The 21,117-nt window shown below is 70.3% G+C and carries 19 protein-coding genes and 1 pseudogene; 10 read left to right on the forward strand and 10 right to left on the reverse strand.

Annotation, left to right across the window (positions count from 1 at the left end; genetic code table 11):
• Positions 1 to 13: 13 nt before the first annotated feature.
• Positions 14 to 229 (reverse strand): DUF397 domain-containing protein, encoded by a 216-nt coding sequence (locus tag ACGFX9_RS01010; protein WP_361188955.1) that lies wholly within the window; start codon positions 227 to 229, stop codon positions 14 to 16.
• Between the two features lie 93 nt (positions 230 to 322).
• On the reverse strand, positions 323 to 1,183 hold the full coding sequence (locus tag ACGFX9_RS01015) for a helix-turn-helix domain-containing protein (RefSeq protein WP_393463091.1): 861 nt from the start codon (positions 1,181 to 1,183) through the stop codon (positions 323 to 325).
• A gap of 155 nt (positions 1,184 to 1,338) precedes the next feature.
• Here ACGFX9_RS01015 and ACGFX9_RS01020 point away from each other — a divergent pair, with 155 nt between their 5' ends.
• The 3 genes from ACGFX9_RS01020 (at position 1,339) to ACGFX9_RS01030 (ending at position 4,509) form a co-directional block, all read left to right on the forward strand.
• Entirely contained in the window at positions 1,339 to 1,815 is a 477-nt protein-coding gene (locus ACGFX9_RS01020; RefSeq protein WP_393463092.1) for an ATP-binding protein, read from the forward strand.
• A 45-nt stretch (positions 1,816 to 1,860) separates the two neighbouring features.
• On the forward strand, positions 1,861 to 2,313 hold the full coding sequence (locus ACGFX9_RS01025) for a hypothetical protein (RefSeq protein ID WP_393463093.1): 453 nt from the start codon (positions 1,861 to 1,863) through the stop codon (positions 2,311 to 2,313).
• A gap of 249 nt (positions 2,314 to 2,562) precedes the next feature.
• Positions 2,563 to 4,509 carry an ABC transporter ATP-binding protein gene (locus tag ACGFX9_RS01030; protein WP_393465486.1) on the forward strand — a complete coding sequence of 649 codons (1,947 nt, stop codon included), beginning with the start codon at positions 2,563 to 2,565 and terminating at the stop codon, positions 4,507 to 4,509.
• Positions 4,510 to 4,513: 4 nt separating this feature from the next.
• Here ACGFX9_RS01030 and ACGFX9_RS01035 read toward each other — a convergent pair whose 3' ends face one another.
• The 3 genes from ACGFX9_RS01035 to ACGFX9_RS01045 all read right to left on the reverse strand — a co-directional run bounded on the left by ACGFX9_RS01035 (position 4,514) and on the right by ACGFX9_RS01045 (position 7,123).
• Entirely contained in the window at positions 4,514 to 4,702 is a 189-nt protein-coding gene (locus tag ACGFX9_RS01035) for a hypothetical protein (RefSeq protein ID WP_393463094.1), read from the reverse strand.
• A 169-nt stretch (positions 4,703 to 4,871) separates the two neighbouring features.
• Positions 4,872 to 5,570, reverse strand: coding sequence for a DUF899 domain-containing protein (locus ACGFX9_RS01040; protein WP_393463095.1), 699 nt, complete (start codon positions 5,568 to 5,570; stop codon positions 4,872 to 4,874).
• A gap of 191 nt (positions 5,571 to 5,761) precedes the next feature.
• Positions 5,762 to 7,123 (reverse strand): amidohydrolase, encoded by a 1,362-nt coding sequence (locus ACGFX9_RS01045; protein ID WP_393463096.1) that lies wholly within the window; start codon positions 7,121 to 7,123, stop codon positions 5,762 to 5,764.
• A gap of 146 nt (positions 7,124 to 7,269) precedes the next feature.
• Between ACGFX9_RS01045 and ACGFX9_RS01050 the strand changes: the two are divergent.
• Positions 7,270 to 8,243, forward strand: a pseudogene (locus ACGFX9_RS01050) (endonuclease/exonuclease/phosphatase family protein).
• Between the two features lie 29 nt (positions 8,244 to 8,272).
• Here the strand turns inward: ACGFX9_RS01050 and ACGFX9_RS01055 are convergent.
• Positions 8,273 to 8,710, reverse strand: coding sequence for a nuclear transport factor 2 family protein (locus ACGFX9_RS01055; RefSeq protein WP_393463097.1), 438 nt, complete (start codon positions 8,708 to 8,710; stop codon positions 8,273 to 8,275).
• Between the two features lie 137 nt (positions 8,711 to 8,847).
• Here ACGFX9_RS01055 and ACGFX9_RS01060 point away from each other — a divergent pair, with 137 nt between their 5' ends.
• Complete coding sequence (locus tag ACGFX9_RS01060) at positions 8,848 to 9,348, forward strand: winged helix-turn-helix transcriptional regulator (protein WP_393463098.1); 501 nt, start codon at positions 8,848 to 8,850, stop codon at positions 9,346 to 9,348.
• A 36-nt stretch (positions 9,349 to 9,384) separates the two neighbouring features.
• On the opposite strand, the gene ACGFX9_RS01065 is transcribed toward ACGFX9_RS01060, so the two are convergent.
• Complete coding sequence (locus ACGFX9_RS01065; protein ID WP_393463099.1) at positions 9,385 to 10,446, reverse strand: phosphatidylinositol-specific phospholipase C domain-containing protein; 1,062 nt, start codon at positions 10,444 to 10,446, stop codon at positions 9,385 to 9,387.
• 210 nt (positions 10,447 to 10,656) lie between these two features.
• On the opposite strand from ACGFX9_RS01065, the gene ACGFX9_RS01070 reads away from it, so the two are divergent.
• Positions 10,657 to 11,142, forward strand: a complete 486-nt coding sequence (locus tag ACGFX9_RS01070) for a DUF3574 domain-containing protein (protein WP_393463100.1) — start codon at positions 10,657 to 10,659, stop codon at positions 11,140 to 11,142.
• 37 nt (positions 11,143 to 11,179) lie between these two features.
• Here ACGFX9_RS01070 and ACGFX9_RS01075 read toward each other — a convergent pair whose 3' ends face one another.
• A complete protein-coding gene (locus tag ACGFX9_RS01075) occupies positions 11,180 to 12,949 on the reverse strand; it encodes an FUSC family protein (RefSeq protein ID WP_393463101.1) in 1,770 nt (589 codons plus the stop codon).
• Positions 12,950 to 13,207: 258 nt separating this feature from the next.
• Here ACGFX9_RS01075 and ACGFX9_RS01080 point away from each other — a divergent pair, with 258 nt between their 5' ends.
• From ACGFX9_RS01080 to ACGFX9_RS01095, 4 genes are all read left to right on the forward strand, one after another.
• On the forward strand, positions 13,208 to 14,542 hold the full coding sequence (locus ACGFX9_RS01080) for a hypothetical protein (RefSeq protein WP_393463102.1): 1,335 nt from the start codon (positions 13,208 to 13,210) through the stop codon (positions 14,540 to 14,542).
• A gap of 111 nt (positions 14,543 to 14,653) precedes the next feature.
• Positions 14,654 to 15,295 (forward strand): type IV toxin-antitoxin system AbiEi family antitoxin, encoded by a 642-nt coding sequence (locus tag ACGFX9_RS01085; protein ID WP_393463103.1) that lies wholly within the window; start codon positions 14,654 to 14,656, stop codon positions 15,293 to 15,295.
• On the forward strand, positions 15,296 to 16,093 hold the full coding sequence (locus ACGFX9_RS01090; RefSeq protein WP_393463104.1) for a nucleotidyl transferase AbiEii/AbiGii toxin family protein: 798 nt from the start codon (positions 15,296 to 15,298) through the stop codon (positions 16,091 to 16,093).
• A 322-nt stretch (positions 16,094 to 16,415) separates the two neighbouring features.
• Complete coding sequence (locus ACGFX9_RS01095) at positions 16,416 to 18,731, forward strand: tetratricopeptide repeat protein (RefSeq protein WP_393463105.1); 2,316 nt, start codon at positions 16,416 to 16,418, stop codon at positions 18,729 to 18,731.
• A gap of 662 nt (positions 18,732 to 19,393) precedes the next feature.
• On the opposite strand, the gene ACGFX9_RS01100 is transcribed toward ACGFX9_RS01095, so the two are convergent.
• Both ACGFX9_RS01100 and ACGFX9_RS01105 read right to left on the reverse strand, forming a co-directional pair.
• Positions 19,394 to 19,969, reverse strand: coding sequence for a Uma2 family endonuclease (locus ACGFX9_RS01100; RefSeq protein ID WP_393463106.1), 576 nt, complete (start codon positions 19,967 to 19,969; stop codon positions 19,394 to 19,396).
• Positions 19,970 to 20,016: 47 nt separating this feature from the next.
• Positions 20,017 to 20,883: a hypothetical protein gene (locus ACGFX9_RS01105; RefSeq protein ID WP_393463107.1), complete on the reverse strand. Its 867-nt coding sequence runs from the start codon at positions 20,881 to 20,883 to the stop codon at positions 20,017 to 20,019.
• Positions 20,884 to 21,117 lie beyond the last annotated feature (234 nt).

Below are 21,117 nucleotides of genomic sequence, written 5' to 3' on the forward strand. Positions count from 1 at the left end.
GGAAGCGGGAGCCTCACGACAGCAGGAAGTCCGCCTCCCCCGCCTTGGCTCCCTGGATGAACGCGTTGATCTCGCCGTACGTGTAGATCAGCGCGGGACCGTCCGGATCGGCCGACTGGCGGACCGCGACCCGGCCGTCGGCCAGCTTCATGGCCTCCAGGCAGTTGCCGCCGTTGCCGCCGCTCCACGGCTTGTGCCAGCCCTCGCTGCCGAGTTCACGGGCGGGCATGCCGTTGTAGATCCGGGAGTCGTCCCGGGACTCGGGGCGGGACCCGGCTCCGGGCTTGGACCCGGGTCGCGTGCCGGCTCGGTGTCGATCCATTCACAGCTCCTTGCGGAGATCCCGGAGGATCTCCTTTGTGCGATGTGCCGTCGCGGCTTGCGCCGCCATGCGGTCCATGACCTCGAGGTGGGTCGCCACCTCGGTGCGCGCGTCCAGATAGACCGCGCCGGTCAGGTACTCGCTGTAGACCATGTCCGGCAGTTCCGCCATGGCGAAGCGGAAGAGCACGAACGGCCCGTACGTGCCCGGGTGCGGACCCGCCGCGAACGGCGCGATCTGCAGGGTCACATGAGGAAGTTCGACGGCTTCGAGCAGCTTGTCGATCTGCTCTCGCATCACATCGGGACCGCCCACGGGTCTGCGCAGGGCGGTCTCGTCCATCACGATCCAGACCCGCGGCGCGTCCTCGCGGGCGAGCAGCGACTGCCGCTCCATCCGCAGGGCCACGTACCGCTCGATGTCATCGGGGTTGGTCTGGCCGATCGCTCCGGAGCGCATCACACCGCGTGCGTACTCCTCGGTCTGCAGCAGCCCCGGCACGAAGTGCGGTTCGTAGGACCTGATGAGGCTGGCCGCGCCCTCCAGGCTGACGTACATGCTGAACCAGCCCGGCAGGATGTCGTGGAAGCGCTGCCACCAGCCCGGCTTGTTCGCCTCCTCGGCGAGCGTCACGAAGGCGTCGGCCTCGTCGTCGGCGACGCCGTAGGACTTCAGGAGCAGCTGGAGATACGGGATCTTCAGCGCGACCTCGGCCATTTCCATGCGGCGGACCGTGGCGGGGGCCACGCGAAGGATCCGCGCGGCCTCCTCTCGTTTGAGGCCTGCGCGCTCACGCAGGTCCTGCAAACGACGGCCTAGGACGACCTGGCCGACGGTCGGCGCGGACCGCGGTTCGCTCACGTCCTACCTCCACGTACTCCAAGACATGCCAATTCACTCCGCAGCTGGAGCCGTTGCGAGCAGTGTGCCATGTGCCGTCCCGAAGGAACACGCCACTGTGCACTTTTCAGAGTGGGTCTTGCCAAGGTGTTCCCGGCGGGGCGATAGTGGATGCTGTGACTCCGCCCGCGCCGTTACATACAGCAGCCGCCGCTCCCCCTGTCGGTATCACCGCCGACGCGTGGGCCGAGGGCGACTCCGAGCTCTGTGTCAGCTTCGCGCTCGTGCCACGGCCGGGCTCGGCGTCGCAGGCCAGACGGCTGGCGAAGGCGCAGCTCGTGGGCTGGGACATCGGTGAGGACACCCGTGACGCCGCGGCCCTCGTGGTCTCCGAGCTGGTCACCAACGCGATCGTGCACACAGCGAGCCACCGGATCATCTGCGAGCTCTGCACTGGCCCGGGGAAGCTGCGGATAGCTGTGCGTGACGACGGCTACGGGTCGGGTGTCCCGCGCCCTCCCCAGGAGGGACCCGACGCGGACGAGGAGCACGGGAGGGGATTGCTTCTCGTCGAGGCGGTGAGCACCGCGTGGGGCGTCCGGGACAAGGGCCCCGGGGCCGGGCTCACCGTGTGGGCGGAACTGCGGGCGTGAGGTGACGGTGGGTGTGGGCGTGAGGACGACGTGGGCAGGAGGCGTGTGAGCGCGGTGACGGTACGGCGGCTGTTGGACCTGGACACGCTGGTACGCCTTGAACGGGGCCGGTCCGCCGCCTCCCCTGCACTGCCGCCGACGCGGCTCGCCGTCCCGGACGGGATGTCGCAGCCCCTGGGGTGCGACGCGGTCTCCGTCCCTTCGGCGTTCGGACCCGAGCTGATGGCGCGGCTGCCACGGGCCGGATGTGTGTACGAAGATGTAGAGGCGGCGCGGTGGTGGTGGATCGTGCCCGCTGATTCCGACGTCGCACTCGAATGGCCGCCCCCCGCGTACTACGCCGCAGGCGCCGTGATCCCCGGCGCCCACCACTCTCCCCCGCTGATCCACTCCCCCGCGGGCGGCGAGGTGCCCTATACGCCGCCGATCCCGCTGTACCTGGCCCTGTGCAGGGTGACGGGGACAACGCCGGAGTGGTCCAGGGCAGTTCGGGCGTAATCCTCTCGGCGCTCGCCCTCGAAGTGGCCGGTTGAGGTGTCCGGAGCGTGTCGGTCACGGAATAACTCCTTTGCCTGCGCGGGTGCGGAGTCGGCTGCATGGGGTATGGCACTGCTCTCCCGGTGAAACCGGCAACAGTTGCCCGGGGTTGCAGACCGCAGACGACGTACGCACTCGGAGAAGGGGAAGCAGACGAGCGAAAACCCGAGCAACTCAAGTAAACAGGGCCGGACTTCCGACTCGGAGTCGCTGCTCTTCGGCGGTCCGCTGCGGTACGACACCGGCTGGGCCCAGTACGAGGAGGCCTTCCTTCAGCTGGGGTTCCGGTCCATGGTGAAGCGCCTTCCGGTGCTCCTCGCCGCCAGCTTCCGGCTCGCCTGGCAGGCCGACCGGCAGGCCGCGCGCCTCGTCATCGGCGCCGAGCTCGGCCGTGGCCTCGCGCAGGCGGTCAGCCTGCTGGCGGTCAACAGCGTGCTCGGGCGGCTGCTGACGGACGCCCCGGTGGCCGACCGGCTGCGCGGCGCGATCCCCGCCCTGGTGACGGTGGCCTCCGTCCTCTTCGTCGCCGCGCTGCTGCGCGCCGCGTCGACGTACGCAACGGGCCGTCTCGAACCGAAGGTCGAACGGGTCGCCACCGAGCAGTACTTGCGGAAGGCGGCGTCCGTGGAGCTGTCGGCCATCGAGGACGACGCGTTCCACAAGCTGCTCGACACCGCGCAGTACGGCGCCGCGTCCGCCCGTCGCATGGTCGGCATCTCCACCCGTGTGGTGAACGCGCTGATCTCACTGATCGCGGCCGCGGGCGTGCTGACCGTCCTGCACCCGTTGCTCCTGCCGCTCCTGACGACGATGACCCTGCCGAGCGCGTGGAGCGCCCTGACGATCGCCCGGCGCCGGTACGTCTCCTTCCACGCCTGGGTGCAGCACGCCCGCGCGGGACGCCTCATCGGCAGCCTGCTCACGGACACGGGAGCGGCACCCGAGATCCGCGTCCACGGCGTGGCTCCTTTCCTGCTGCGGCACTTCCGGTCCATGTCGGAGGCCGCGGAGGAGGAGCAGGCGCGCCTGGCACGGCTCGCCGCCCGTACGGGTCTGTTCGCGGCGGCCTGGACGGGCATCGCCACCGTGGCCACGTACGCGACGCTCGGCGGTCTGCTGCTGGCGGGAGCGATGGCGCTGTCCGTCGCGGGCACCGCCGTCATCGCGATCCGCACCGGTGCTTCCAACCTCGACACGCTCGTCGTCGAGATCAACTCCCTGCACGAGGACGCCATGTTCGTCGGCGACCTGGAGCGGCTCTTCGTGGAGGCGGAGCAGCGCGCGATCCCGGTCGGCGGGAGCGAACTGCCGCCGGATCCACGGGAGATCAGGTTCGAGAACGTCACCTTCCGCTATCCGGGGACGTCGGGCAGGGACGCACTCAGCGATGTCTCCCTCACCCTGCCCACCGGAAAGATCGTCGCCCTGGTGGGTGAGAACGGCTCCGGCAAGACCACCCTGGTGAAACTGCTCGCCGGCCTCTACCCGCCGGGCGAAGGGCGGATCCTCTGGGACGACGTCGACGCGGCGGGTGCGGACCGGCACCAGCTTGCGGAACGCATCGCGATGGTGGCGCAGGACTTCAAACGGTGGCCGTTCACGGCGCGCGTGAACATCGCGATCGGCCGGACCTCGGTGCCGCTCACCGACGACCGGATCGGTACGTCCGTCGGGGAGGCCGGCGCCGGGGGTGTCGTGGCCGATCTGCCGCGCGGCCTCGACACGCTCCTTGCCCGCGCGTTCACCGGCGGGCACGAGCTGTCGGGCGGCCAGTGGCAGCGGCTCGGGATCGCGCGGGCCGCGTACCGGCGCGGCTCCATCCTCATCGTGGACGAGCCGACGGCGGCGCTCGACGCCCGCGCGGAGCTGGAGGTCTTCGAGAAGATCAGGGCCCTCGCTGGGACGGGCCAGACCGTCATCCTCATCACCCACCGCCTGGCGTCGGTGCGCCACGCGGATCTCGTCCATGTCCTGGACGGCGGGCGCCTTGTGGAGTCGGGCACGCCGGACGAACTGCTGCGGACGGGCGGCCTCTACGCGGAGCTGTATGCCTTGCAGGCCGACCAGTTCACGGCGAAGATTCCGAAGGGCCCGAAGGGCCCTGAGAGCCCGAAGAGCCCGAAGGTCCCGTCACCGAGCGGTCACGCCGAGCGCTGAGGTCCTATGCCGCGGCCGCCACCTCGACCTGGTCCTCGCGCACGATCACCAGGAAGGCATCGGAGACGAGGTCCATCACGACCTCCGCCTGCTGGCCCTCCTTGCGGCGATCCCTCGCGAACTCCTCCGCGGGCCATGAACCTCGCGGACCACCGGCCGGAAAGCGTTCCAGTACTACTCGACTGTTCATCATGTTCTTTCTGCTCCCCCGTTGGCAGTCCGTCGTCGGACTCTTGTGCAGTACAACGCGCCGGGGGCGGAAAGGGCTCGCAACGTGACGGACGTGACATCGAGTTGCGCCAGTTCCTCACCCTTCGTAATGCTCGGTCCTTCAACTCGGTCCTCGTGCTCAGTCCTCGTGCTCAGTCCTCGTACTCGTCGTGGTACCGCACCCGACTGCTGCCCGCCGGAGCCCCGAGCCCTGTCGACCGGCCCCTCGGCTCCTCCCACTCCTCCTGCCGCCCGAGGGCCGTGAGGTCGAGGAGGCTGGAGTAGGAGGCGATCCAGTCGACGCCCCGGTCGTACGTCGAGTACGTGTGGAAGACGCGGTCGCCGTCCCGCAGGAAGCAGCTGATGCCGGGCTGCTCGGCGGTGCGGTCCCCGTCGTCCACGTCGTCCACGGTGGCGCGGAAGTCACGGTTGAAGTCGCTGCCGTTCGAGGAGTACCAGGGCACGGTCCAGCCCATGCGTGCCTTGAAGGGCAGGATCTTGGTGAAGGGGGCGCGGGAGACGGCGATGAAGTTCGTGCTGCGGGCCCGCAGATGCGCGAGGTGCCCGATCTGGTCGAGGAAGGCCGAGCAGCTGGTGCAGCCCGCGTCCCACTCCGGGGCGAACATGAAGTGGTAGACGATGAGTTGGGCGTCGCCGTCGAACAGGTCGAAGAGCGTCGCCTTGCCGTCGGAACCGTCGAACAGATACTCCTTGCCGATCTCGACCATCGGGAGCCTGCGCCGCTCGGCGTTGAGCGCGTCACGCGCCCGGGTCTCCGCCTTCTCCTTGGCCAGCAGCTCCTGGCGCGCGGCGAGCCACTCCTCGCGCGTGACGATGTCGGGAAGTCCCATGGTCCCTCAGTCCCTCCTGCGGACCCGCCCCTCGGATCCATGCTTCTGCGAGGGGTGACCTGCGGGCTCACCGGAACTCATCGGTCGCGGCGAAGAATTCTCGAAGAATTTTTAAGAGTCCTTGAGAGTCCTTGAGAGTCCTAAGAATCGTCGGAACCCTGAGAGACCCAGGAATCCTGGAAGAGCGAGCCTCAGCCCTCGTACTCCTGGATCCGCTTCCCGTGGCTCCGGTCGATCAGCGCGGGCAGCTCGGCGCTCAACTCCCGGACGATGTCCGGGACATCGAGCGTCAGCAGCCGCCGGTCGCGCATCAGGACCCGGCCGTCGACGATCGTCGTGGTGACGTCGGCCGAGCGTGCGCTGTGCACGAGCGTGGCCGCGAGGTCGTGCACGGGCTGGGTGTGCGGCCCGGCGAGGTCGACGAGGACGATGTCGGCGCGGCGCCCCGGTGCGAGGCTGCCGATCTCCTGCCCCAGGCCGACGGCCCGCGCGCTCTGCAGCGTGGCGTGGTCGAGGGCCTGCCGTGCGGTAAGCCAGGCCGGGTCGCGCTGCGTTGACTTCTGTACGAGCGCGGTGAGCGCCATGGACTCCCATACGTCCAGGGTGTTGTTGGACGCGGCGCCGTCCGTGGCAAGGCCGACGGGGATGCCGAGGTCACGCAGGGCGCGGATGGGCGTGGTGTCCCAGCCGAACTTGAGGTACCCGCGTGGCGCCGACGCCACGGCGATGCGTCCGGTGCCCTGCCGCAGGACGGGCAGGTCACGGTCGAGGATGCCGGTGCCGTGCGCGATGAGGACGTCGACGTCGAGCAGGCCGGTGCGGTGCAGGATCTCGATGGGGGTGCGGCCGTGGCGGTCCAGGCTGTTGTCGGTCTGGGCACGGTTCTCCGAGGCGTGCAGATGGACCAACAGGCCGTGCTCGCGGGCGAGTTCGGCGGTCGCGGCGAGGTCAGCGTCGTCGACGGTGTACGGGGCGTGCGGCGCGAGCGAGGTGGTGATCCGGCCGTCGGCGGCGCCGCGCTGCCGCAGCGCGAAGTCCAGGGAGGCCTCGCGTCCCGCGGGCCCCTGCGAGGAGAAGAAGGCCGCGCCGAGATTGGCGCGAAGTCCGCTCTCCGCGACGACGGCGGCGACGGTGTCCATGGCGAAGTAGTGGTCGGCAAAGGTCGTCACCCCGCCCCGGATCATCTCGGCGCAGGCGAGCCGCGCGCCGAGCGCGACGACGCGTTCGGTCAGGTTGGACTCGATGGGCCAGATCCACTCGTTGAACCACTCGTGCGCCGGCAGATCCTCGGCGAGGCCGCGCAGGGCCACCATCGGCGTGTGCGTATGGCAGTTGATGAGCCCCGGCAGGGCTGCCTGGCCACGCGCGTCGATGCGCTCGGTGGCCGGGAGCCCGGCCACGACGGGGGTGGTGGTGACGGCTTCGACGCGTCCGCCGTGTACGACGATGGCCGCGTCGTCGAGGAATCCGATCTGGTCGTCCTCGTCGTGGACGAGGGCCGTACAGCCCGTGATGACGAGATCGGCGGGGCCGTGCGCGGGAGGCGGCGTCATCTCTTCACGGTACGGGGAGTGCGCATCCCGTGCCCTGTCGCGTCGCGCGTTTCGCGAGCACGCTGGCGACAACCCCCACACGAGAGCCTCACACGACACCCCCACACGACAACCCACCCGCTGCGCGAGAACAGTTGGAGCCCGCCATGCTCCTCGGCACCTGGAACCTGGAGAACCTCTACCGGCCCGGCGGCAAGTTCGGGCCCGACGACAAGGCCGCGTACGAGGCGAAGCTGGCCTCGCTGGCGGCGACGATCACGGCACTGAAGCCGAGCGTCCTCGGCGTCCAGGAGGTCGGCGATCCGCTGGCCCTCGCGGATCTGGCGGGGATGCTTGACGGCACCTGGCACACCACGCTCTCGGAGCACGCGGACGAGCGCGGCATCCGCGTCGGCTTCCTCAGCTCCCTGCCGGTGTTCGTCGTGGCCGACGAGGACCGCTTCCCCGAACCGCTGCGCCCGGTGCAGTCCGGTGACTCGGGCAGGCCGGTGGCACGGGCGGGCCGGTGGCACGGGCGGGCCGTGGGGTGCTCGCGGTGACGGTGACGACGCGGGCCTTCTCCTTCGACGTGGCCGTGTGCCATCTGAAGTCGAAGCTCCTGTCGTACGGCAACGGCCGCTTCCAGCCGCGGGACGAGGGCGAACGGGCCCGCTTCGGGGCGTACGCGCTTTACCGGCGCACGGCGGAGGCCACGCTGGTGCGCTCGCTGGCCGACCGTCTCCTGAAGGGCGACGGACGCGAGCATGGCGTCGTGGTCCTCGGCGATCTGAACGACGAGGCTCCGGCGGCGACGACCCAGATCCCGCTCGGCCCGCCCGGCTCCGAGATCGGCACCCCCGGCTTCGACAAGCCGGACAAGGGCGACGCGAAGCGGCTGTGGAACGTCGCCCCGCTGATCCCGCCGGAGCAGCGCTACTCCCGCATCCACGCGGGGCGCCGCGAGCTGATCGACCACATCCTGATGAGCCGGAGCATCCTGAACCTGGTCAGGGCGGCGGGCACGGGCATACCGGGATCCACCGCGACCGCGCTGCCTTCGGTCGGGGACGAGGATCCGGCGGAGCGGAGGAACGCGACGGGGTCGGACCACGCGCCGGTGTGGGTGCGGATCGAGCGGTAGGCACCCGGCCGATCGGCCGGGCAGTGGCCTCAACCCTGCCCCGAAGTCGCCAACTCCTGGCGCTGCCAGGCCTGTTGCAGCCGCAGCGTGTCTTCGAGCACCGTGTCCTCGACCATCCGCCCCCAGCGGATCCTGGCCCACTGGACGCCCTCGTTCTCGTACGGACTGCCGTCCGCGAGGGTCGCTTCGACGCGCAGCCGGACGACGACGGTGGTGTTCCACGGCCAGCCCTTGACGATCACGTCGGTGAGGCTGAGCCGCATGCCGGGGAAGCACCGGCCTGCCTGCTCGAACCAGTCGGCGAACGCTTCGGGGCCGCGCAGGTCGGCGCCGAGGATGCTGTCGCCGATGAAGCGGAACCGCAGGTCGGGGGAGGCCATGGCGACGGCGGGGTGGTAGTTGCCGCTGCCGTCGCCGGTGATGCGCCAGAGCGCTCGGACCTTCCTGCGGACGATGGCGTGGTACATCGGAGCACCTCCAGTGAGGGGGGTGACGCGCAAGTGACGTGCAAATGACGCGCAGGTCACTTGCAATACGCAAGGGACTGTCCACTCGTCACCCTAGGGCGGTCCCTTGCAAACCACAAGCGAGTACCGTGGGCGCCATGAGAGGCGAACGCTTTGCCCGGATGCACTGCTCGGTGGCGCGCGCGGCGGCCGTGACGGCCGACCAGTGGACGGTGCTGATCCTGCGCGACCTGTTCCTCGGCCTGAACCGCTACGAGGATCTCCGCGCCGACCTGGGCATCGCGACGAACATCCTGGCGGACCGCCTCGACCATCTGACCGCAGAGGGCGTCGTGGAGCGCCGGGCGTACCAGGACCGTCCGGTGCGCAACGAGTACGTACTGACACCGGCGGGACGCGAGCTCTACGGCACCGTCCTCACCCTCATGACCTGGGGCGACCGCCACCGCTCCGACGGCGGCGGCCCTCCCCTGCTGCCCGTCCACGACACCTGCGGCCACCCGGCCGAGCCCCGGGTGACGTGCGCGCACTGCGGCGGGGAGCTGACGCCGGGGACGGTGACGCATACGCCGGGGCCCGGCGGGCGGACGGCGCCGGGGACCGCGCTGGTGCATACGGTGCTGCACGCCGCCCCTTAGGGCCTGTCCGGTGGATCATGGCCGGGGCCGCGGCGCCTAGCCCCGCGGAACGACCGTCGAGAGAACACCCGGCAGCGGATACCAGTCCGACGACACGATGCTGGCGTGGTCGCGCGCCAGCAGGGCGACCCGCTCCCGGGCCTGCGCCTCGGTCGGGTTGACTGAGTCGATGGCCGGGGCGACGTTGTGGGCGTCGGACATGACGACGAGGTAGCGCCGGTCGGCGTACCACTTGGTGTCGATGGTGCCGCCCGCGTAGGCGGAGGCGTCGCCGTCGAACAGGACGAACCAGGGCCGGATCGCCGCGTCCGCGTACCGGCCGCGCGGGTCGCCCGCCTCGGCGCCGAGCACGGCGGGGAAGGCGGCGGCCTCCCCGAGGCGGCCGGCCGCCGCGCGGTCCCGCAGATGCGTGGCGTACTCGCGGTCGGTCCACAGGGTGTCGGCCGGGTTGCCCTGCTCGACGGTGCCGGGTATGAGCTCGACGATGAACTTCCCCGCGAGGGCACCGCGTTGGGGCCAGCCGTCCGCCCGTACGGCTTCGTCGAGGGTGGCGTGTGCGCCGGTGAGCTGGGCGGGGCGGTAGACGGCGTCGCCGAGCTTGCTCGTCAGGAGGGTGTCCAGGTCGGCGGGCCCACGCCCGTTCTTCCCCTGGAAGCCGTCCTTCAGCTCGACCTTCACGAGGATGGGGCGGTGGCCGGGGTGGGCGTCGTGCCAGCTCCTCATGTCGGCGAGGCAGCCGGCGAGGCTCTGATTGCGGGACTTGGTGCGCAATTCGGCCGGAGTCGCGGCGTTCTCGCAGTTGTTGTCGTTCCCGACCGGGTTGCTGTGCGAGACGCGCCATCCGCTCCCGAACACATTGGTCCACACGTCGAGTTCGAGCATCCCGGCGCCGGAGTCGAGCGCGTCGGCGAAGTACGGGTACTTCGACTTCTCGTACGCGTTGTGGACGCCGACGCCTGTGGTGGACGCGTACGGCGACTGCGGTGCCGGATCGCCGGCGGCGGGGGCGGTGCCGCTCGCGGATCCCGGGGCCGTGAACGCGAGTGCGCCCGCGGTCGCGACCGCCGTCGCGAGGCCTGCCCGTGTACGTACTCTCATCCCACCGTCACCCTTCACCGCTGCGGCCAAGTCCAGCGCAACGTAAGGGAGTTGTGTGGCGAAAGGGAAGACGGCGACTTACCGGCGGGGAGAGGGATCCAGCCGAGCCGGGGAAGGACGGGCGACGGGGACACCGCGTGTCCGCTACCGTCTGCGCCCGTTATGGATCAACGTACTGACTGATCGGCGTCAGAAAGGGATCAATCCGCCATGCCCGTCACCCTCTCCCGCACCTCCCGCACCCGCCTCGCGGTGGCCGCGGCCGCCACCGCCGTCCTCGCGGTCGGTGCCCCGGCCGCGTACGCGGCGTTCGACACGGACACGCACGCCCCGAGGACGACCACGACGACGCAGGTGTCCCGTGGCGAGGCCTACACCGAGACCCGGCTCTTCTTCGGCACCGAACGCCCCGATGGCGGACCCGACGTGACCGACAAGCAGTTCATGAAGTTCATCGACGACGAGGTGACGACGTCGTTCCCCGACGGGCTCACCGTGCAGGACGGCCGTGGCCAGTGGCGGGACTCGAACGGCAAGATCGAGCGTGAGCGTTCCTACGAGCTGATCCTGCTGTATCCGACGCCGCAGGCGCACAAGCGCGACGCCCAGATCGAGGAGATCCGCGAGGATTACGTGAAGGAGTTCGCGCAGGATTCGGTGGCCCGTCTGGACGATCGGGCGCGGGTGGACTTCTGAGGGCGGCTGAGCCGGGGGCCGGGGTCAGGCCTCCGGCTCACGCCACCGTGGTGAGCTCCGCGAGCAGGGCGTCGATCCGTTCCGCGTGCCGCCGCGGCAGCTGCCCCGTGTCGTCGACGTGTACCGCGCAGGCGGTCGTGGTGTCGACGAGGCGTTCGAGGGTGGCCGCCACTTGCTCCGAGCCCGCGGAGTGCCGTGCCAGGGTGGGGAGTTCGGCGGCCGCCAGGTCGATCGCGGCGCGTGCCTCGGCCAGCGTCCGATAGGCCTCGCGCCGCAGGGCCCACCGGGCGGCGCGGTCTTCGGCGGCCGGCGGCCCGCTCTTGTCGGCGTCGCTCAGGACATGCCGCAGATAGGCGTGCGCGGACTCGCGGGCGGCCAACAGCCGGTCCTGTACGCGACCGCCGCGCCGTACCGGCCACGGCAGATGCCCGACGAGCAGGACGATCCCGCAGGCGAGCAGCGTCTCGCCGATCCGGCCCCAGGCGGCCTGCGGCTCACCGCCCACCATGACGAGGGCGAGGACGAGGACGGTGACGACGGCGGTCTGGGCGGCGAAGTGACGGGTGGCGACGGGTATCAGCGCGCCGCACACGGCGACGACGGCGATGAGCCCGGCGGGCCGGGGCAGCAGCGCCGCGAGCCCCGCGAAGAGGACGGCGCCGAGGACGGTGCCAAGGGCGCGGCACAGTACGCGTGAGGCCAGCGGCCCGAGGTCGGGCTTGACCAGGAAGACGGCGGTGGCGGGGAGCCAGTACCAGTGCTCGTGGTGCAGGGCTTGCGCGACGGCGGCGCTCGCCCCGAAGCAGAGCGCGACGCGCACGCCGTACTCACGCCCGCCGGGACCGGTGGCTGTGCGCAGCAGGTCAAGGGGCCGCGGGCGTCGGGCGCGCGGCGGCTTCGGCGCCCTGTTGCTCCCTCTGTCGAAGACTTCGGCGGCGCACAGGAGGGCGTCGTCGAGGGCGCGGAGCCCGGCGCCGGAGCGGGCGGGGGCGGGCAGCGGGCCGCTGGGGACTCCGTCGCGGACGGCGGCGGCGAGGCGGCGCGGCCCCTCTCCAGCACGCGGCGGCAGCGGCTCCCCGGCCCAGGCGAGCGCGGTCGCGGCCTCGCCGAGCGGCAGTGCGGCGAGGTACTGCGCGTGCAGCCGCCGCTCGGCGGCCGAGCTGGCGCGCCGCCCCAGGAGCGGTCCGGAGAGGGCGTCCTGTGCCTGGTCGAGTGCGGCGGTGAGGGCGACGCGGCGGTCGGTCGCGCGCGGGGTGCCGACCGCGTCGAGGAGCGCGGCGACGGCTTCGTAGACGGCGGACACGGCGGCGCGCTCGCCGTCGAGTCGGTAGGGCCCGGCAGCACCCATACGGCTGTCGGGCGAAGGCAGCACGAGCCGCAGCGCGAGCAGCCACCCCGCTCCGGCCAGGAAGCACAGGGCCCGCAGCCACCCCGGCTCGGGCAACGGCATCCCGGCCCCGATGGCGGCGGCGACGAGAAGCTGCGTACCGCCGGCTGAGGCGACGGGCCCGACGGCGCTGAAGGCTCCGGCGAGGAGTCCGAGGACGGCGAACGCCAGGGGCAGCAGGGAGGGCTCTGCGCTCACTCCGGCAACGTAGGCCCCAAAAACCACCCCGCCCGCGCCGGCGAACGCGGGCGCTCCGAGCCGCCGCACGGCTGCCCGGCGGCTCCCCGGCCGGTCATTGATCCCGGCGAGCATGGCCCCGAGCGCGGCGATCACCCCCACGGAGGCCCGCCCGGCGACCACGCCCACGCACAACAACGGCCCCGCGGCCAGCACACCCCGCAGCACGGAGTACCACGGCACGGGTCCACGCTGCGTACGCAGGGCATGGCCGAGCCAAGGCGGAAGAGAAGCAACGCGCGGGATCACCGGGCTCACCGTTTCCTGTCGTCATCGGGACGGGTACGTGCCGCCGGACGACTTCGGCCTGGGCTTGTGATCAACGGTAAGCGGTGATTCTGGAGAAAAAGGAACGTGCGTGTTTCGGCGGTGTGACGGTTCGCGGACGCTGGGCGGGTGAGGGGCTCGCGGAGGGTGGCGTCTGGGGGTCACCATGCAGGTATGAACAGCGGCGCCGGAAACACGCCTTCGCCTCCACCGCCTCCGCCCTTGCCGCCGGCAAAGCGGCGCAACACGGTGCTCAAGCTCTACGACGCGCCCCTCTACCGGGACTGGGCTGCCTGGACAACGGCTTTCATGGTGGTAATGACGGCTTTCGCCATCGGGACGAGCGACGACCCGCGCGGCATGCCCGCGTGGCTGGACACGTTGCTGGCCACCATCACGTTCACCGTGCTGTTCGGGGTATTGCCGACGTGGATTCGCCTCCGGAACAGGCGGCGAAGATGGCGTGCGCAGGACAGCCCGGCAGCGGCGCGTCCGAAACATTCGCTCTCGCGTTCGCAGGCCCAGGAGATGCAGAGCCCGGCGCAGCAGGCGGAGCCCGGAGTACGCCTGAAGGCGCCCCCCACTCACGCGCCGACCCTCACACACGCGCCTACACCCATGCCCACCGTCACATCTGTGCCCCCACGGAGACCCGCCCCCGACCCGGTGGACCCGTCCCGGGTGTTGACGCACGCACGGCAAACACTGCCGCACCCGGTCGCCCGCACCATCCGCGCGCTCCAGCAGGCGGACACCCCCAGGGACCAGTACGAGGCGATGCTCGACGCAGCCGAGAGCCTCTCCCTCACGGTGTGTGTGACCGCGGCCGCGCTGCTGCACAAGCCCGGGACGGATTCAGGGTTGGGTGTCCTGTCGGTACTGAGGAGCGCCTACCTCGGACCGGGCACCACGTTCGGCACCTGGACGGTCGGCCTGGACCAGGTCTGCGTCACCGCCGAGGAGCACCCCCAGCTGCTGCCCACAGGATTCTCCGCAAACGTGGTCGGCGTGATCGATGACCTCAAGGCCCTGAAGCGCGAACGCAATCGCACGGCTCACGGCGACAAGCCGCTCAGCCAGCCCGAGTGCGCGCTGCGGGTGGCAGAGAGCAGGCAATTCCTCGAACAAGCTCTCTCCACAGCACGATTCCTCGAGGAATTGCCGTGGCTGTGCATCGCGTCGTGCGACTACCGGCAGAGAACGGGAGACTTCCATGTCGTAGCACGGAACGCCACGGGCGACCACCCGGTTTTCGAACGCCAGACGTATGAATGGGACCAGCCGGTGTCTACAGACGGGTTCTACGTACTCGCGCCGGAAGGACGAGTACCTCTGTCGCCCTTCATCACGTATACGTTCTGTACTCAATGCAGGGATATGGAGATCTGTTACACCTCACGCGTCCCGAAACGAGAGAGCTACGCGACGGTCAAGAGCTTCAGCAGGGGCCACGAAATCCATGTACCGGAGCTGGAAGAGGAAATCCGGGGGTTGCCGAGCCGACACTGAAGCCCGGCATTCCGCTGCGGGACAGCGCCGACGACCAGACCGCCCTCCTCGGGGGTCCACCCCACCAGCACTATGATGAGCGTAGGCTTTAACCCTACGTAGGTGGTACTGATGAAGAGGACAGCGATCGGCCTGCCCCCGGAGCTGGCCCGCAGGGAGAATCTCGTGCTGCGCCCCAAGGACGCGGCCGATGTCTACGCCCACCCCCGTCCCGAATTGGCGCGCCTGGTCAAGAACGGGGCCGCGCGCCGCCTGGCCGCCGGCTATTACCTCCTCGTACCGGGCCGTCATCTCGGCGACGACACCTGGCGTCCCGACCTCCACGCGGTCGGTCTGGGTATCGGGCAGGCGGATTACGGCCGGGACGGCGCCGCCCTCATGGGTATCGGAGCGGCCCGCCAGTTGGGGGCCGTCCCGCGCGAGATCGCCGCTACTTTCATTGCCGTGTCGAAGCAACGCCCGCCGCTGGTAACGGAGTTCGGGCAGGTCGTCTTTGTCCGCAGGGACGTGGCAGGCCTTGACCTGGAACGGATCGAGACCGAGGTGACCCTCGGATGGGTGACCACGGCGGAACAAACCCTCCTGGACATCGCCGCCCGACCTACGCTGGGCGGCCTGCCCGCCGAAGCGATCACCGAGGCACTCCGCGCACTCTGGCCGCGGGTCGACACCGACCTGGTGACCGAACTGGCGGCTGGGCAGCGCAAGACGGCCGCTCTGCGGCGGGCACGGCAGCTGATCGAGGGGGCCTAAATGCTGGACCGGAGTGATCTCGCGCGCGTCGGCGCGGAGTACGGTGCCGCCGAGGGGCAGGTGCGCAGGGACCATCTGATCAGCCACGTGCTGTGGGCGCTGGCCTCGCTCGACCTGCCGGTGGTGTTCTTCGGGGGCACTGCGCTCTCGCGCACGTACCTCACCACAGCCCAGTCCGGCGGCAGGCTGTCCGAGGACATCGACCTCTTCACGGAGAACCGTCCGGCGGTCGCCGAGGCCATCGGCTCCAGCATCCCCCGCCTGCTCCGGCGCGAATTCCCCCGCTCACGCTGGGAACCCGCACTCTCCGACGTCCGCGGGGTGGATCCCGCCCAGTTGGTCACCGGCGACGGCCTGCGCCTGCGTGTCCAGCTCCTCGCCACGAACAGCGGCCACTCCGTATGGAAGCGCTGGCCCATCGAGCGGCACAGCGTCGAGCTGCGCTACCGCGACATCCCGGGCCCTGCCGTACTGAGGGTGCCTACGTTGGCCGCGTTCGTCGCCATGAAGGTGTCCGCGTACTGCGACCGCCACGCACCGCGCGATCTCTTCGACCTGGCGGCTCTGGCGCAGTCGGGCGCCATCAGTGCCGACGCGGCGGAACTCGTCCGCATCGCCACCGGCACGGCTCCCGCGCCGCATATGTTCAGCTCCAGCTCGCTGCCGCAGGTGGAGTGGGAGACCCAGCTCGCCCACCAGACGGGCTTTCTCCCCTCTGCGGAGGAGTGCCTCGACACGGTCCGGGCCGCCTTCGCCGACACACTCGACTGGCCACCGCCGTACGATCCCTTCGCCTGATGTGAGGGCTCACATCACCCAGAGAGGCCCCGCGCCTCAGTGATCGCCGTGCCCAGAGCAGGCAATGGCGCCGGCGACTTCGATGTGCCGGCCGCGTGGGGCGTAGTCGGACCGGGCCTACCGCAGGGTCGCCTTGGCCCGGCCCGGCCCAGCCCAGCCATGCTCCGCCGCACGCAACGTACGCCGCATCCGTACGCCCCGATCTTGTCGCCCCGGTGTCGTCGCCCCGAACCGCGGGAATCGATAACCCGGCAGCAACACGCCGGGCTAGGAGCAGAGCATGCGAGATCGGTCTCGGGCCCGCGCAGGTGCGGGAGTCGCCGTGTTATTGGCTGCCGTCCTGGTGCTCATGGGACCGGTGACGAATTACGCCAGCGCATCCGTACCTTCATGGGCCGGCCACGGCTGGGTGATCTGGCCGGTCTTCGGCACGCTGGCTCTTCTCGCCGTGGGACTGACGTGGTTCAGCAGCCGCCAGGACAGCGAGCCGGAACCGGCCCCGCCCACGCCCCTGCCTCCCGTTCCCCCACTCGCTACGGTTGGCCCAGCCTCCCTTCGCGCCCCGCACATCGAGGCGGAGCTGATGCACGGCCGGCAGCCGGAACTGGACCGTCTCGCTCATCTGCTGCGCACCCCGGCAGGGCACTTCGCCGTGCTGTGCGCAGGCGGCGGCATGGGGAAGACCACCGTGGCCGCGATGCTGTGCGCCGAAGCGGAGAAGACCGGATACAGCGTCTACTGGACCCGCTGGCAGAACATCGAGTTCCTCCAGGCACAACTCACCCAGGTCGCCATCGACTGCGGCCTCCCATCCGCTCTCCTGGACCAGGCCCGGGCCGGTCACGGCAACCTTGCGGACATCGTCTGGCTGCATCTCGCCCGTACCCGCAAGTGGCTGCTGGTCATCGACAACATCGACAATCCCGAGCCACTCACCCCCACCTCAGAAGAGCTCAGCCTCTACCGCGGTTGGATACGGCCCTACGGCGGCGGCCTCCTTCTCGTGACGAGCCGTGACACGAGCCAGGACAACTGGGGCCCGGCAGCCGAACTGCTGAGGATCCGGCCGCTGAACACGACGGCAGGAGGTCAGGTCCTTCTCGCTCTTGCTCCGGATTCGGGCACGTTGTCCGCGGCCGAATCGCTGGCGGCCCGCCTGGGAGGACTGCCCCTCGCACTGCGGGCGGCCGGCCGCTATCTCACCGAAGTCACCAGCCGCTACCGCGAGTTCACCACCTACCAACAGGCGCTGGACCAGGACCTGTCTCCTTTGCTCGGCCCGGAGCAGCCCGACGCGACCGACCCGGAAGTGGCCCGGCACGTGGTCCGCCATACCTGGGAGCTCTCCCTCAACCAGCTCGCCGAGGACCGGAAGCCGCTCGCGCGCCCCGTTCTGCGGCTGCTGTCCCTCTTCGCCGACGCGCCGATTCCCAGAGACCTGATCGGCGGTGACTTCGTCCAGGCGGTCATCGGCGAACCCGTCACCGAAGGTGCTCTCGACGCGGCCCTGTCCGGCCTGCGCCGTTACGACCTGCTGGAGACCACGGACACCGCCCACGGTGGTGGCCTCAGCAGTGACGTCACCGTCCCCTGCCTCGTCCTGCACCCGCTGGTGCGCGAAGTCAACGCGTACATCCTCTCCACGACGTCGGCGGACGTTCCCGCGTGGCGCCGGAAGGTCGCGCTGCATCTGATGTCCCGGGCCCGGGAACTGTCGGACATCTCGCAGTCGTCATGGAGCCGCGCCCGGCTCATCGCGCCCCACTTCGAGCTGGTGGCCGAGCTGGGCACGGACGGTTCGCTCCCCCTGATCGACGCCCGGGACGCCCTTGAGGATCTCGCGGCACTCCTCAGCGACGCGGGCGCGCATCCGCTCCAACTCACCCTGCGGCGACGCGCGTACGACATGGTCCGGCAGGTGCTGGGCGCGGACCATCCGGACACGCTGGAGTTCCTCAGCAAGTACGCTCGCGCGCTGCGTGCCATGGGGGACTACAGCGCGGCCATCGACCGGCACAGGGAGGTTCTTGCCGAGCGAACCCGTGTGCTCGGCCCGCGTCATCTCGACACGATCTCCAGCAGTCACCACCTCGCCAGGGCGCTTCGGTACATGGGTCGGCACGTGGAGAGCGCCGACCTGGCCAGGGACGCCACGAGCGCCCTGACCAGCGCGCTCGGCCCGGACCACCCCGAGACGCTGGCGAGCCGCGACGTCCTCGCGCTGGCCTTGGACAGCCTGGGGAGTCACGAGGAGGCGGCCGAGATCCATACCGCGGTGGCGCAGATCCGTACCCGGGTGCTGGGACCCACGCACCCTCGTACGATCTCCAGCTTCAACCACCTGGCCGACTCGCTGAACCGCCTCGGCGCGTACGCGCAGGCCGCTCGTCTCGCCCGCGAGACGGTCGGCAGAGCCCACGAGGCGCTCGGCCCCGATCACCCCCGCACCCTGAACGGCCGCCACGCACTCGCCACGGCCTTGCACGGCCTCGGCCATTACGGCGAAGCGTGCCGGATCCACCGAGACGTACTCCAGGCGAGGATACGAATCACGGACGACGCCGAACACCCGGAGGCAGTCGAAAGCCGAGAGGCTTTAGAACGCTCACTGGCAGCGCTGCGCGACGCAGGTCACTGAGGGGCCGGCGACGCGGCCCCACTCCCTGCAACCTCCCCTCGGCACAGCGGGCACCGATCCCTGCCATCCCACCTGGACCACCCGAACACCGCGGGCGTAAGGGACTGCCCGTCCAGCTCTTTGCGTACGGCGACCCGATAGCCCCAGACGCTGCCGATGTAGGGGTGGTAGGCGTCATGGAAGGCGGGCGAGGTGTGCGTGGCGCCCGTCGCGACCGTGCTCCGAAGTGCGCGCGAAGCCGCTCGAACATCACCTGCCCCGCGCCGACAACGGCGGAGCTGGCGTCGATGAACAGCCGTTCACGCACCTCATAGATCGCGGCTTCCGCCAGGGCCGTGCGCGTGACGGCGTCGAGGTCATCCTCCGCACCGGGCGCCTGCGCGATCTGCCGCAGCCGCGAGTGACACGCCTCGGCGGCACTGATGAACTCGATGTACACCGCCCGCCGCCGCTCACTGAGGCCACGACCCGCATCATGGCGATTGCGCAGGTGGTCGGCGAGAACGGTGCCGGTGATGGCGATGAACCCACCGCTCACCGCCGCGACGAGCGTCCCCCAGTCCACGATTCCCCCAACAGTGATCACCGCATCAAGGCCTGGAATCTACGCGTGGCGGGCCTCGGAGGACAGAGGCCGAGTCCTGCCGTCACGGAGACAGTCATCACGGAGACAGTGAGGCACCCGGCGTCCCCCACTCACTCGCCGACGGGCGATACAGAGGCAAGCCGGTCGTGTCGAGGTCGGCGCCGAGCCCGGCGGGCTCCTCCGCGGGGAGCGTGAACAGCGACCATGTTCCTGTGCGTGGGTCGATCTGCAGCAGCCGCGGGACACCTGCGGCGGCGTACCACGCGGTCTTCTCGTTGATCCCCTTGAGCCGCTCGTTCGGTGAGATGACCTCCACGGCCAACTCGACCGCGTCCGCGTCCAGCAGCCAGCCGTCGTCGTCCTTGAACGCCCGCGGGCCGATGGTCAGGTCCGGGGTCGCATAGTCGTCCGGATCGTCGGGCATCGGCACGGATACGTTCTCGAAGGCTTCCTGCGCCGCGGTCAGGGCTGGCCGGATGGCGTCGCGCAGGTCGATGACGATCCCGGCGTGCTTGGCGCTCGGGCTCGGGGACATCACGAGGGTTCCGCCGATGATCTCGACACGCATACCCGTGGCCTGCTCGATGCTCTCGGCGGCCTCGCGCAAGTGCCCCCGGCGGACCGGGATGGGGTGATGGGCCGGGCCGGCCAAGGCGCCTCCTCCTAGCCGCGTGGGCGAAGAACACTTCACGAAAGGGATCAGGCTGCGGCCGGGGCGTCCGTGCGGCAGTCGACGCACAGCTCAGTGGCGTCGTGGGTGCGGAAGGCGCGATCGCAGCCGTCGCAGGTCTGTAGAGGTGCCGCGCGCTGGGGTGGTGGCTCCGCTGTGGGGAGCGGGGGTGGGAGGAGTGTGGTGAGGCGGTATCCGAGGAAGCGCGCCGGGTGGTGGATGGGCGCCCGGTCGGGCGGGAGGTTCGTGGTGAGGGTGCGGGTGATCTGGGCGGGGGCGGCGTCGCGGGCGAGCCAGGCGTCGACGGCCGGGATGAGCATGCGTACGTCGGTGGCGGAGAGGAGCAGCCGGGGATCGGCCAGACGGAGGCGCGCGAGGAGGTCGGCGGCGGGCCCTACTGGCGGCGAGGGCGGTGGCGACTGCTTCGACGGTACGCGGACGGGGGTGCCGACTGGTGTGGTTCGGGCGGGAGTTGTGGGTGCCGGTCCGGGCTCGCCTCCGGAGACGGACTTCACTGCGGGCGTGCCCGATACGCAGCCGGGCTTGTCGAAGGAGAACGTACGGGTGGCAACGCGGCCCCCGCCGAGCGGAACGCGGCGCCGCTCCAAATAGCCCGCTTCCTCCAGCTCGTTGAGGGCACGGCGCACGGTCGTCTCCCCCTCGGGGAAGCGGAGCGTCAGCGCCTTCGCGGTGACGGAGGCGCCGTCGGGCAGCGACTGGATGTGCACGGCGAACCCGATCGCGGTCGCGGAGAGGCTCGGGTGCTGGGCGAGGTGGTTGCCGACGACCGTGAAGCGGTCGGTGTGCCGGTGCCGTACGTGGAGGACACCGGCGCGAGGAGCGTCATCGGGGAGCGGGTGCGCGGGCACGCCCGCGTTAGACTGCGGATCAGCCATCGGGAAGGGGTCTGCTTCCTGGTCGGTCAGGCCCTCGGTCAGGATTGCAGTCCTGCCGGGGGCCGTCTCTTTTGTTGTGAGGGTTGCGCTGTGCGTCTGTGTTGCGGCGACCGTACCTCACCCATCCGCATTCCGGACGCCAAGTCATCAGAACGTGTGACTGGTGGATTTGGGGCGGGAGTTGGGCCGCGAGGGAGGGTTTGGTCGGGTTGGTTTCTTTCCCGTTCCTTTAAA

Source organism: Streptomyces sp. NPDC048436, assembly GCF_043200355.1.
Taxonomy (GTDB): domain Bacteria; phylum Actinomycetota; class Actinomycetes; order Streptomycetales; family Streptomycetaceae; genus Streptomyces.

Coding starts and splice junctions, on each gene's coding strand:
- ACGFX9_RS01065 (WP_393463099.1), bottom strand. CDS start 10,446: ATGAGAGTACGTACACGGGCAGGCCTCGCGACGGCGGTCGCGACCGCG.
- ACGFX9_RS01085 (WP_393463103.1), top strand. CDS start 14,654: ATGAAGAGGACAGCGATCGGCCTGCCCCCGGAGCTGGCCCGCAGGGAG.
- ACGFX9_RS01035 (WP_393463094.1), bottom strand. CDS start 4,702: ATGATGAACAGTCGAGTAGTACTGGAACGCTTTCCGGCCGGTGGTCCG.
- ACGFX9_RS01080 (WP_393463102.1), top strand. CDS start 13,208: ATGAACAGCGGCGCCGGAAACACGCCTTCGCCTCCACCGCCTCCGCCC.
- ACGFX9_RS01010 (WP_361188955.1), bottom strand. CDS start 229: ATGCCCGCCCGTGAACTCGGCAGCGAGGGCTGGCACAAGCCGTGGAGC.
- ACGFX9_RS01055 (WP_393463097.1), bottom strand. CDS start 8,710: ATGTACCACGCCATCGTCCGCAGGAAGGTCCGAGCGCTCTGGCGCATC.
- ACGFX9_RS01060 (WP_393463098.1), top strand. CDS start 8,848: ATGAGAGGCGAACGCTTTGCCCGGATGCACTGCTCGGTGGCGCGCGCG.
- ACGFX9_RS01090 (WP_393463104.1), top strand. CDS start 15,296: ATGCTGGACCGGAGTGATCTCGCGCGCGTCGGCGCGGAGTACGGTGCC.
- ACGFX9_RS01040 (WP_393463095.1), bottom strand. CDS start 5,570: ATGGGACTTCCCGACATCGTCACGCGCGAGGAGTGGCTCGCCGCGCGC.
- ACGFX9_RS01105 (WP_393463107.1), bottom strand. CDS start 20,883: ATGGCTGATCCGCAGTCTAACGCGGGCGTGCCCGCGCACCCGCTCCCC.
- ACGFX9_RS01045 (WP_393463096.1), bottom strand. CDS start 7,123: ATGACGCCGCCTCCCGCGCACGGCCCCGCCGATCTCGTCATCACGGGC.
- ACGFX9_RS01070 (WP_393463100.1), top strand. CDS start 10,657: ATGCCCGTCACCCTCTCCCGCACCTCCCGCACCCGCCTCGCGGTGGCC.